General features: G+C 40.7%; 9 protein-coding genes. All 9 read left to right on the top strand.

What is annotated here, in order from left to right; translation table 11 throughout:
- The first annotated feature begins 9 nt into the window (after positions 1-9).
- The 9 genes from hpaE (at position 10) to ACIQ0H_RS17030 (ending at position 12,266) form a co-directional block, all read left to right on the top strand.
- Entirely contained in the window at positions 10-1,521 is a 1,512-nt protein-coding gene (gene hpaE / locus ACIQ0H_RS16990; RefSeq protein WP_403417604.1) for a 5-carboxymethyl-2-hydroxymuconate semialdehyde dehydrogenase, read from the top strand.
- A 20-nt stretch (positions 1,522-1,541) separates the two neighbouring features.
- Positions 1,542-2,525, top strand: coding sequence for a 3,4-dihydroxyphenylacetate 2,3-dioxygenase (hpaD, locus tag ACIQ0H_RS16995; RefSeq protein WP_403417263.1), 984 nt, complete (start codon positions 1,542-1,544; stop codon positions 2,523-2,525).
- Between the two features lie 911 nt (positions 2,526-3,436).
- A complete protein-coding gene (locus tag ACIQ0H_RS17000) occupies positions 3,437-5,485 on the top strand; it encodes a BglG family transcription antiterminator (protein ID WP_403417266.1) in 2,049 nt (682 codons plus the stop codon).
- Between the two features lie 67 nt (positions 5,486-5,552).
- Positions 5,553-5,828 carry a PTS sugar transporter subunit IIB gene (locus ACIQ0H_RS17005; RefSeq protein WP_403417269.1) on the top strand — a complete coding sequence of 92 codons (276 nt, stop codon included), beginning with the start codon at positions 5,553-5,555 and terminating at the stop codon, positions 5,826-5,828.
- 1 nt (position 5,829) lies between these two features.
- The gene (locus ACIQ0H_RS17010) at positions 5,830-7,092 is read left to right on the top strand and encodes a PTS ascorbate transporter subunit IIC (protein ID WP_403417272.1); all 1,263 of its coding nucleotides are present in this window, start codon (positions 5,830-5,832) and stop codon (positions 7,090-7,092) included.
- A gap of 206 nt (positions 7,093-7,298) precedes the next feature.
- Positions 7,299-8,972, top strand: a complete 1,674-nt coding sequence (locus ACIQ0H_RS17015) for a ribonuclease J (protein WP_403417274.1) — start codon at positions 7,299-7,301, stop codon at positions 8,970-8,972.
- A 481-nt stretch (positions 8,973-9,453) separates the two neighbouring features.
- Positions 9,454-9,894 carry a hypothetical protein gene (locus ACIQ0H_RS17020; RefSeq protein WP_403417277.1) on the top strand — a complete coding sequence of 147 codons (441 nt, stop codon included), beginning with the start codon at positions 9,454-9,456 and terminating at the stop codon, positions 9,892-9,894.
- Positions 9,891-10,352 carry a hypothetical protein gene (locus ACIQ0H_RS17025; protein WP_403417279.1) on the top strand — a complete coding sequence of 154 codons (462 nt, stop codon included), beginning with the start codon at positions 9,891-9,893 and terminating at the stop codon, positions 10,350-10,352. Before ACIQ0H_RS17020 ends, ACIQ0H_RS17025 begins: the two co-directional genes overlap by 4 nt.
- 123 nt (positions 10,353-10,475) lie before the next feature.
- The gene (locus ACIQ0H_RS17030) at positions 10,476-12,266 is read left to right on the top strand and encodes a S9 family peptidase (protein ID WP_403417282.1); all 1,791 of its coding nucleotides are present in this window, start codon (positions 10,476-10,478) and stop codon (positions 12,264-12,266) included.
- The last annotated feature ends 77 nt before the right edge of the window (positions 12,267-12,343 follow it).

Consider the following 12,343-nt stretch of genomic DNA (forward strand, 5'->3'; position numbering starts at 1 on the left):
GTGACAAATATGGTTTCTTCTCACGAGTTATCTTCTTATAAACATGAAACACAAAAGAATATTTCCCTCTATATCAATGGAGAATTCGTTCCTGCAGTGGGTGGGACGACTATTAAAAACATGAATCCTTTTACAAATGAACAAATTAATGAAGTAGCGGAAGGGCAATCTGCGGATATTGATAAAGCGGTTGCTGCTGCACGGCAAGCCTTCGATCATGGTCCTTGGAAAACAATGAAACTGACAAAAAGAATGGCATATATGTACCGTATTGCAGATTTGATTGATGAGGAAATAGAAAAAATTGCTTATTTGGAATCACTAGATACGGGACTGCCAATTAGTCAAACTAGGAAAATGGTGAGCCGTGCCTCAGAAAACTTTAGATTTTATGCCCGTATGGTAGAAAGCCGCCTGGTTGGAGATGTCTATCAAGTAGATGATGAATTTATCAACTACACAGTCCATGCACCTGTAGGCGTTGCGGGATTAATCACGCCGTGGAATGCGCCTTTCATGTTAGAAACATGGAAAATTGCACCTGCGCTTGCGACGGGCAATACCGTTGTGTTAAAGCCAGCAGAACTTTCTCCACTATCAGCGAATCTATTAGCGGAGGTGATTCACAAGGCAGGTCTTCCTAAAGGTGTGTTCAACGTTGTTCATGGCTATGGTGAGACGGCAGGGGATGCGCTTGTCAAACATCCGGATGTCCAACTGATTTCATTCACCGGTGAAACAACGACAGGTTCCACGATACTAAAAAATAGTGCCGATACACTGAAAAGTTGTTCGATGGAACTAGGTGGGAAATCACCCATCATCGTCTTTGAAGATGCTGATTTTGACCGGGCGTTAGATGCGTGTGTTTGGGGGATCTATTCATTTAATGGTGAGCGCTGCACGGCGAACTCGCGATTATTTGTACAAGAAGGGATCAAAGATAAATTTATTGATGCGCTAAAGATGCGTGTGGCGAATATTAAAGTAGGTGACCCACTCGATACGGATACGGAAGTGGGGCCGCTGATTGATAAAGGCCATTATCGTAAAGTGAAAAGCTACTTGGAAATTGCTAAAGAAGAAGGCACGGAAGTCATTACGGGAGACATCCCGAGTGCATTGGCAAAAGGGAACTTTGTAGCACCGACACTGATCCTGGGCGCTGACAATAAGATGCGGGTTGCACAAGAAGAAATCTTTGGCCCGGTGCTCACCGTGATGACATTTAAAGATGAGGAAGAAGTCATTACGATGGCAAACGATATCGATTACGGTCTTGCGGGCTATGTATGGACGAATGATATAAAACGAGGTCATCGCGTTGCGCATCAAGTTGCAGCGGGAATGCTGTGGGTGAATGCGCAAAACGTACGTGATTTGAGAACGCCGTTTGGTGGATCGAAATCCTCTGGAATCGGTCGTGAAGGTGGGCATTATGGCTTTGATTTTTATACGGAACAGAAAATTATTCATGTGTCCATTGCCGATCATCATATTCAACAGTTCGGGAAAAAATAAGGAAGGGGATGGTGAACGCGATGGACTTTTCAATCATACGAATCGCGAGAACGGTTCTACATGTAGTGGATTTGCAGGCGTCTCGTGCGTTCTATGTAGATGGATTAGGCATGATTGAAACCGAAAGTGATGAAAATCATGTTTATTTAAGAGGGTTAGAGGAACATTCGCATCATAGTTTATTATTGAAAAAAGCAGATAAGGCCGTTGTTGAAGTGCTGGGATATAAGGTAGAAAAAGAACAAGACCTCGATGAATTGGAAAAGCTATTCATCTCACAAGGGCTGAAAACAAAATGGGTGTCGAAAGGGGTTCAGCATGCAATGGGAAGGGCGCTTCGCGTACATGATATCTCCGGCATTCCATTGGAGTTTTTTGCGGAAATGACCACGGTTGACCGGATGCTCCAGCGCTATGAACTGTATCGCGGGGCGAAAGTTCAGCGGATTGACCACGTAAACTGCGCAGTGCCTGATGTGCAGAAAGCTTATGACTTTTATGTAAATCACTTGGGGTTTTCGTGTTCGGAATATACGGATACGGAGGATGGAGATTTGTGGGCGGCATGGCTTTATCGTAAGCCAACGGTTCATGACCAAGCATTTATGAGTGGTCCTGGACCCAAACTCCATCATTTCGCATACTCATTGACAGATCGATTGAGTATACTTGATTGTTGCGATATTTTAGCGAGTATGGGGTATGCAGATTCGATTGAACGCGGACCTGGTCGCCATGGCTTATCCAATGCCTTCTTTCTCTATTTACGGGATCCAGATGGCCACCGCATTGAACTGTATACGGGTGATTATCTGACTAGTGACCCTGATTTAAAGCCGAAACGTTGGGATTTAAATGATCCGCTCCGCCAAACGTTTTGGGGACACCAAGCACCAGATTGTTGGTTTACGGAAACAAGCACATTTATTGATATTGAAACGGGCGAAGAGATAGACTGTAAGGAACCGCTATTGAAACAAAGAAAACCTAGAATCATGGCTTAGTAGTTGTAAATAATGTAGAAATAAGCGCTCACGTGGTGGGGTGCTTTTTTTATTGTTTTGTGACACGTTCGTTGATCAACCAGTTACTTGCATAAAACATTGGCGGAAATGCCTCTACTCTTCATATTCCCTGAACGATATCCGGTCCGCTATCGGTACATGCTTCACGAAAGCCTTAGGGGAGGAATCAAATGCGATTCCTCCTGTCCGAGGGGCAAGCATTTCTAGACATGCTCGTTTTCATAATGCTGTTGTGCCTCATTACCTGTCGCGTACCTCCAATAGTTAAGTGAAGAATGCGGTTGCTTGGAAAGAAAAGAATAGTTGACTTTCTATAGGGAGAGTAAGTGCCCGAAGATACAATTTCGGGCACTTTTGTCCATTGTACAATGCGTTCCTTCTTTACTTGTAGCAAGGCTTAGACCTCTTAATATGGAAATCCTGGTAGAAAGTGAACCTTTCCTACAATAACAAAAGAAAAGACCATGGCGAAAGCTTCTGCGGCCAAAATTGTATCTTTGGCCGCCTCTCTAAGTAAGAGGTAGACTGCTCTTTCATCCCAAAAAGCATTCGCACTTTGTGTACTTGAGATTTTGGAGCGCGACGGATGAACAAAGACCATAAGATTAACTGGAAAAATGTGTCAGGACGCGACGAAGTCGCATCCTGACACATAGAAACATTTCGATCATAATGATATGGAAGTTTGTTTAATCCAAAGCCATCCAAAATGATTGTACACAGTATGCTAGTGCTAAATTTAGTTATTTTTTGGTTAATCAACAGACGTGGTTTTGTGAGATAGAAATGTGAATACCAATGGGGTACGAAGTCTTCGACAACTTTTGTGACCAAATGTAATATGAAGTAAAAGTGGTTTCGATTATAGTTTTTATAAGGGGGAGCTTGTTATGTTGGAGAGCAGGAGCTTGAATACATATGATCAATTAATGAAACTACAGCCCGTGCAGCTATCCTGGTTTATTGACATGCTGAACTTATCAGAGCGTCAGTTTCAATATGATGTAGAAAAAATTAATAGCTTCTTAATCAGTAAGGGGTTGTCCCCTATTCGAATTTCATCGGATCGAATTTTGATACCAACTGAGGTTATTGATTTTTGGAGAGAAAATAGCACAGGTTTTGCGGCAAATCAATTTTCATTTGACCAAGATGAACGTGTAATTGTTATTTTGTTATACACCTTTATTAGACGTGAACCTCTCTCTAATTTTCATTTTCAAAACACGTTTGGCATAAGTAAAAATACCGTTAGTGCAGATGTGAAACGGGTTAATCGATTTTCTATCGATTTCCGAGTTGAAATGCGGTATACACGTGAGCAAGGCTATCATTTAAAAGGATCGGAAGAGGATAAGCGTAATTTGATGCTGAAGGCAATTTCGATGTTGAAGGGTAAGCCACATGCACATGAGAAATTCACTTTTATCTTTCAGCAGCAACAGTTTGATAATCAATACGATCTTTATCAGCAAGTTTTGAAGGACTTTGAACGGGAATATTCATTCACATTTATTGAAGAAAGATTGGATGAATTTATTTACTTACTTCAAATGGTCCACATTCGCCAACAGCAACAAAAATGGGTGCGGATCTATCCGGATACGGTTAGTTTTTTAGCAAAGAAAAAAGCTTACATTGTTTCAGGATTGATTCAAAAGCGTTTAGGGTATACAACTCATACTGAAGAAGTTTCCTTTCTTACGATTCAACTACTAGGTATCTGTCAAGGGGAAGTGAGTCCTGCTGGGACTGATACGCTACTTGAGATTACAGAACAAATTGTTGTGAATTTTGAACGGTATGCTTGTATTCAATTAGGAGATCGAAACAAAGCCATTGAAACGTTATTCTTACATTTTAAACCGGCGTATTACCGAATGCTCTTTAAAATACCCATAACAAATGCATTGCTGGCGGATATCAAGGAAAAGCATCAAGACTTGTTTACGGTTGTCAAGGAAGTACTTAAACCGATTGAAGAAATGCTGAATATCAAAATACCAGAAGATGAGATTGGCTTTCTGACCCTTCATTTTGGAGGACTACTAAAGTTAGATAATGAAAGCCAAAGCAAAGTGTTCAGAGCGCTAATTGTATGTCCAAATGGGATTAGTTCAAGCATCATGCTGGAAAATCAATTAAAATCACTTTTCCCATATTTTCAGTGGACTTCATCGCTTTCGTCTTATGATTTTCAACATCTCGATGAAGCGAAGTACGATTTAGTATTTTCCACCGTTTTACTTAAAACAAACAAACCGTTGTATATGATTAGGCCGATTATGAACGAAATGGAAAAAAATGAACTCGTCCAATCTGTAAAAGGGATGACATCTCAACAGTCACACCATTATCCAACATCAGATGAGTTAATGAAAATCGTTCGTCAATATGCGGATATCAAACAGCCAGAGTTGTTGAAAAGCGCATTGCAACAGGCATTATTTCAAAATGATAGCGTGAATACAAGGAGGAAACAACCGGTGTTAAAAGAATTATTAATCGAAGAAAACATTCAATTTGTCGATAAAATCGACAATTGGAAAGAGGCTATTAAGAAAGTAGCAGAGCCATTATTGTTAAACGAGTCTATTACCAATCAATATGTTGACGTAATGATTGAGAACGTCGTAACAACTGGCCCGTATATTATCATTGGCGAGCAAATTGCCATCCCACACGCGCGTCCTGAGTTCGGCGTTAACAAATTGGGCATGAGCTTGTTAAAACTTAAAGAATCAACGCATTTATTAGATAGTGAAGCTAATGAAGTTGAAATATTTGTTTGTTTAGCAGCAATTGATAATCAGACACATTTAAAGGCGTTGGCACAATTGACAACGTTGTTGAGTGAACCTAGTAAATTACAGCTATTAAAAGAGGCTGAAACAAAACAGGATATTCTTGATTTAGTTTCAGAGTTCTCAGTTCATTAAGTTTGTAGCGTATTTTAATAGTAATTAGGAAATACAATTATATAAACAAACCTAGGAGGAATAGTAGATGAAAATTTTAGCAGTGTGTGGAAACGGTTTAGGAACGAGTTTTATTTTATCAATGAACGTAAATAAAGCACTAAAAGAAATGAATATTGACGCTGAATGCAAAAACATGGACTTAGCGAGTGCAAAAACAGAAGTGGCTGATTTCTACATTGGTACGCCTGAAATTATGGAACAATTGCAAGATGGTAACAGAAAAACAATTGGTATCGTCAATATGGTGAGTGCGGACGAAATCCAGAAAGCGCTAGCTGCAAATATCTTAGGGGAGAACTAATATGTTTGATTTGATCATGAAGGATATATTAGGAACGCCTGCCATTTTGGTCGGTTTGTTCGCTTTATGTGGATTACTGTTGCAGAAGAAAGCAATTACGGATGTTGTTTCTGGAACATTAAAAACCATAATGGGCTTCATTATTCTTGGAGCAGGAGCGACTGTATTAGTAGGCTCACTTGATATCTTCGGGAATATGTTTGAAAAAGCATTCAATATTCAAGGAGTTATTCCAAACAACGAAGCAATTGTAGCGATGGCGCAAAATGCTTTCGGTGCTGAGACAGCCATGATTATGTTAATCGGTATGCTTGTGAACATTGTTGTAGCGAGATATACGAAGTTTAAATACATTTTCTTAACAGGGCATCATACGATGTTCATGGCTTGTTTGCTTGCTGCTGTCCTTTCAACATCAGGCATGAATAGTGTATTAATCGTCATCGTAGGTTCCCTGATCTTGGGTACATTAATGGTTCTACTACCTGCAATGCTACAACCTACAGTAAGAGAAATTACGGGTTCGGATGATATCGCCGTAGGTCATTTTGGTTCATTCGGTTATTTCGCGGCGGCTAAAGTTGCGAAATGGACGGGTGATAAATCAAAATCGACTGAAGATGTGAAAGTACCAAAATCACTTGGATTCTTACGTGATTCTTCTGTAGCATTGGCACTAACGATGGCGATTATGTTTTTTGTGGTTGCTATGGTTGTTGGTCCTACATACATTGAAGAAAACTTAAGCGATGGCGCAAACTTCTTAGTGTTCTCATTGTTACAGGCAATTACGTTCGCTGCGGGTGTATTCATTATCTTGGCAGGTGTACGTATGTTAATTGCTGAAATCGTTCCTGCATTTAAGGGAATTGCCGATAAAGTGGTTCCTAATGCGAAACCTGCATTAGACGTTCCAATCGTATTCCCGTTTGCACCAAACGCAGTCATCATTGGATTCTTAGCAAGTTTTGCAGCAGGATTACTGAGTATGTTTTTACTTCCACTTGTAGGGTTAGCGGTTATCGTGCCTGGTCTCGTACCACACTTTTTCTGTGGAGCTGCTTCTGGGGTATTCGGTAACGCAGTGGGTGGACGTAGAGGTGCCATAATTGGTGCTTTTGTCCAAGGTTTATTAATCAGCTTCCTTCCAGCCATGTTGATGCCAGTTTTAGGTTCACTTGGATTTGAGGGGACAACGTTTGGAGATGCTGATTTCGGCGTCGTAGGTATTTTAATTGGATTTATCATCAGTTTTTTTAACTAATTTATTGTATAGCCCAAAGTACTCCTCTTATGGAGCGCTTTGGGCTATTTTCATTATCAAACATTTTTTGACTGGATAGGTAAATCAGGAGCAGCCTATACAAGCTATTATCATTTTCCCCAGTCATCTGTCAAGAATACTGAATCATAAATAAAAATTCTACGGGCATACTTTGAGTATTATTTCAAAATAGGAGGATTTTATTATTGAATAAAATAGAAAATAAATTATCTGTTTTCGCTCTTGGTGGTATTAATGAAATCGGGAAGAATATGTATGTTTTACAATATGAAGAGGATATCTTTGTCATCGACTGTGGTTCCAAGTTTCCTGATGAAAGTCAGTTAGGAATTGATTTGATTATCCAGGATATTTCTTATTTAAAGCAACATAGGGATAAGATTCGGGGATTAATCGTTACGCATGGACACGAAGATCATATTGGGGGTATCCCGTACTTTCTGAAACAATTAACTATACCGGTCTATTCAACAGGATTAACGCTGGGGTTAATTGAACTGAAGTTAAAAGAACATGGACTTCTTAGGCAAACCGAGCTCGTTCTGGTAAACTCGGAATCAAATTTGGAGTTTGGGTCGGTAAGCGTATCATTTTTCAAAGTAAACCACAGTATTCCTGATTGTCTAGGCGTTGTATTTCATACACCAGAAGGCTCGGTCGTACATACTGGTGATTTTAAGTTCGATTTAACTCCGCTGAATAATGACTATCCAGATATTCATAAAATGGCTGAAATCGGTAATAACGGTGTGTTACTTTTATTATCGGAAAGCACCAACGCGGAACGTCCGGGTTTTAATCCGTCTGAACGACTTGTCGGAGGGCATATTGAAGAAGCATTTCGTAAAGCTCGTCGAAAAGTGTTTATTTCCACTTTCGCTTCTAATGTTCACCGTGTCCAGCAAGTGGTCGATGCCGCGCAAAAAACAAACCGAAAGCTTGCGTTGTTGGGGAGAAGTATGGTGAATGTCGTAGCGGTTGCATCGGAACTCGGCTATTTGAAAATTCCTGAGGGGATGTTAATTGAGAAAAATGAAATCAAGGGTATGGATCCGGAGAAAGTTGTTGTACTTTGTACGGGAAGTCAAGGAGAGCCAATGGCAGCATTGTCTCGTCTGTCCACTTCAAGTTTTCGTGAGGTAGAAGTCCATCCTGAAGACACAATTATTTTTGCTTCAACCCCCATCCCGGGGAATGAAAAAAGTGTTTCACGTATCATCGATAATCTATTTCTTTTAGGTGCCAATGTCATCTATGGATCAGGGACTGTCACAGGGATGCATGTGTCAGGACATGCTTGTCAGGAAGAACTGAAGTTAATGTTAACCTTGATGAAACCGAAGTATTTTATTCCGATTCATGGTGAATTTAGAATGCTTTATCAACACCGCTTATTGGCTGAATCTGTTGGAGTGAAACGAGATAATATTTTCATTATTAACAACGGAGATGTCGTTGATATTACGAATCAAGTTGCTCGACAAACACGAAAAGTTCAATCGGGAAAGATTTTCGTAGATGGTATGGGTATTGGCGATGTTGGAAACATCGTATTACGTGACCGTAAACTACTTTCTGAAGAGGGGATGCTGGTCATTGTTGTGACCTTGAGTAAAAGGGATGGTCAGCTCATTTCAGATCCAGATACAATTTCCCGTGGATTCGTATATAGTCGCAATTCAGAGGAACTGATGAAAGAAGTGAACCAGTTAGTCATAGCTTCCATTAACAAATTGCAAGCAGCTAATGGAAATAAAAAGAATATCTTAAAACAGGAAATAAAAAAATCGACAGAAGCACTACTATTTACTCGAACAAAAAGAAAACCGATGATCCTTCCCATCATTATTGAAATTTAACATAGACTCACATGTGTTGATTAACCAAAATTAACCAGGGGATAATTTAGTCAAACACCGAGCGCTCCGTGTGTAGTGCTTTTGCAACACTTTGATTGAATGACTTCTATACGATTACCGAGATGTTTGGATGTGTAAGGATGCGACAAAGTCGCATCCTTACACATTTTTTTCGGTAATCGTATGGTGGTCCTTCATCCGTCGCTCTGCAAATGCACAGATACAGGAATTGCTGAAGCTTTCTCTATGGTTTTTTTTATTAATAAAATGTCGCTTTCTAAAAGGCATCATATTCCTAGCCATACTGGGCTCTCGGTAAAACTGACGAGCATATTTCGCCGAAAGTGGACCAGAAATGGTCAAGTGAAGCTGGAGGTTTTCATGTCTTCTTACTGGTGTTTCATGCATGGGCGCTCCAAATGACGATGAATCAGGATTTTTTGCGCATCGTATTCATAGAATGTCGAGAGGGGGGATCCTTTTGTCGGCATGGATCTGGGGATTGTTAATGATTCAATCACTACTGGGCGTTATCACCTATAGGTACCTATACAAGCGAAGAAAAAAGATTGATTTTCATCTTGGCATGAACATCGCCATGGTAGCGGGGGGAGCATTGGCGCTTGGAACGGGTGTACTTTTGATTTATGAGTTTCGACTCTATTATATGGAAGTTACTGTAGTCGCAACGTTAACAGGGATCGTAGCTGGGGGGTTATTTGGCAGGATGTTTGATAACCAAACGTTGCTGACAGGCTATATTAGCGGATTTATGACGGGCATGATGGCGCCGATGATTGGAGCGGCCGCGTCTTACAGTATTCCATTTGCCTTCATGATGGAATTTTTTGTTCTATGTTCATTTGCCATGCTCATCTTCGCCTCAAAGTCTTCTCAAAAAGTAGGGAGTGGCGGGCAATGAACATATTTGGGGTGTTGTTGCTCGTACTTAGTAGTTTGATGGGTGGCTATATGTATAGGTTAGTCTATCTTTCGCGGCATAGAATTAGTGAACGTGTCAGCTTTACTGTAGCTTTAGCCGCAGGGCAGTTGACCAGTTTCGTCATTGCAATGACTTTATACTGGGTTATACCAATGAGCTTCACAGTTATTTGTTCTGTGAACCTATGGCTAGGTATTGGAATAGGTGTTACATATGGTTCGATGACGGGGATGCAGTCAGTCGTTGCTGGTTTTTTTTATGGAGGAGTTGCTGCAATCATGGGGACGATGGTGGGCGCTGCAGCTTTCGATCCCACCCTTTGTGGATTGCCGGCATCGACCTTGGGTATACAAAATACAGGATTTGCTGTTGGAATCATTGGATTGTTGTTGCTTGGTGTCACTACATTGTTCGTGCGATTTTCGTTCACCCGTTAATGATGGGTATTAGGGATCAAAATTGTATCGTTGACGGCTGTCACTATATTCTATCTAGTCAGTTAAATGATATACTGATAGAGATGAGCGATTTCGATTGATGTATAAACGAGGAGGCCCACGATGATTAATTTTCCAAAACCGACTGTTGAGCAATTTTTTCGTACGTATGCTATTACAAACTTTGCAGTGAGTAGCGATGAAAAATGTTTAGTATTTAACGCCAATTTAAATGGGAAAATGAATTTATGGGCATTGGATTTGCCAGACACGTATCCCTATTTGTTTGCGCAGCGCGATGAATCATGTGATTTCATTAAATTTGATCCAGAGAACCGCTATGTGCTAGCAGGATTTGATAAAGACGGAGATGAAAATTATCAAATCTATGCGATTCCGAGTGATGGTGGACTGCCGCAGCCAGTTATTACAGGGGAGTCATCTGAGAAGTACTTTTTTAGTCATTTGAGTGCAGATGGCAAGCGGATTTACTATGTAACTTCTGAAGATAATCCATCCTTCTTGAATACACGTGTCCGTAACTTGGAAAATGGGGAAGATACGCTGTTAAATGAAGGCGAGAAATCTACTACTGAACTAGCAACTGTCTCCGAGAATGAACAAGCATGTGTTTATTTACAATCATTTGCTAACACGTATGTCGTAGGTTTTGTTAAGGTGGGAGAAGAAATAATTTACCTTACACCAGATTCGCAGAAGACCCACGTGGTAGGCGAGCCAGTCTTCACGGATAATGAAACAATTTACTTTGTGACGGATTATGATAGTGATGATATGTATTTGGCGAAGTTCGATTTGACAGCCAAAACGTTTTCAAAAGTCTTTGGTGTCGATGGTGAAAGTATTCAATCAATTGGCTGGGATAAAGAAAATGAACTGTTTTATTTAACTGCTGTCAAAGGGGTTACAGATGTGCTGTATCGATATGATATAGCCAACGACAGCGTTGAAAATTGCTTATTGCCAGTTGATATCATTGAACAACTTCATGTGGCGAAATCCGGAACGCTATATATGTTAGGACGAAGTGCAACCGTCCCACATAATATTTATCAATCGGCTAATGGACTAGAGTGGAAGCAATTAACGAATAACCGTGTCTTAGGTCTAAGTCAGGAAGATTTGGTGGATCCAGACATCGTTTCTTATACAACATTTGATGGAATGGAAATCGAGGCATTATTGTTCAAGGCAAAGCCAGAAAACGATAACGGTTATACGATTTTCTGGCCACATGGTGGACCACAATCAGCTGAGCGGAAAATGTTCCGTTCGATGTTCCAATGCTTTACTAACAGAGGCTATACGATTTTTGCTCCTAATTTCCGTGGAAGTACTGGTTATGGATCAGCCTTCACCAAGCTAGTGGAACAGGATTGGGGCGAAGGACCGCGGCTCGATTGTGTCGCCGGGATTGAGTGGTTGTTCGAGAAAGGGATAACGGAGCGAGATAAGCTATTCCTTGTCGGCGGCAGTTATGGCGGGTATATGGCACTCCTCTTACATGGTCGTCATCCAGACTACTTCAAAGCGGTTATTGATGTGTTCGGGCCATCTGATTTATTCACATTTGTCAACTCCGTGCCGCCACATTGGAAGCCAATCATGGAACGTTGGCTTGGGGATCCTGAGCGCGATAGAAAACGTTTTATCACCGATTCACCTGTTACGTATTTAGACGGTATGGTCAAGCCAATGCTCGTCATCCAAGGGGCAAAAGATCCGCGAGTCGTTAAAGAAGAGTCCGATCAAATTGTTGCCAAATTGCAAGAAAAGGGTCGCGATGTCGAGTATCTCGTTTTGGAAGATGAAGGACACGGATTCTCGAAAAAAGAGAATGAAATTAAAGTATATAGCATGATGTTGGATTTTTTGGAAAAGCATCAGGCATAGGATATTGATTCCATACGGATATCCGCCCTGAGAGAGGGGAAATCCAATCTCAGGGCGGCTATTTAATATGAAACTTT

Origin of the sequence: Sporosarcina sp. NPDC096371 (assembly GCF_044762865.1) — a bacterium.
Lineage (GTDB): Bacteria > Bacillota > Bacilli > Bacillales_A > Planococcaceae > Sporosarcina.

Excerpts from the sequence above, each read along its gene's own strand:
- hpaE (WP_403417604.1), top strand. The coding sequence starts at position 10 with ATGGTTTCTTCTCACGAGTTATCTTCTTATAAACATGAAACACAAAAG.
- hpaD (WP_403417263.1), top strand. The coding sequence starts at position 1,542 with ATGGACTTTTCAATCATACGAATCGCGAGAACGGTTCTACATGTAGTG.
- ACIQ0H_RS17000 (WP_403417266.1), top strand. The coding sequence starts at position 3,437 with ATGTTGGAGAGCAGGAGCTTGAATACATATGATCAATTAATGAAACTA.
- ACIQ0H_RS17005 (WP_403417269.1), top strand. The coding sequence starts at position 5,553 with ATGAAAATTTTAGCAGTGTGTGGAAACGGTTTAGGAACGAGTTTTATT.
- ACIQ0H_RS17010 (WP_403417272.1), top strand. The coding sequence starts at position 5,830 with ATGTTTGATTTGATCATGAAGGATATATTAGGAACGCCTGCCATTTTG.
- ACIQ0H_RS17025 (WP_403417279.1), top strand. The coding sequence starts at position 9,891 with ATGAACATATTTGGGGTGTTGTTGCTCGTACTTAGTAGTTTGATGGGT.
- ACIQ0H_RS17030 (WP_403417282.1), top strand. The coding sequence starts at position 10,476 with ATGATTAATTTTCCAAAACCGACTGTTGAGCAATTTTTTCGTACGTAT.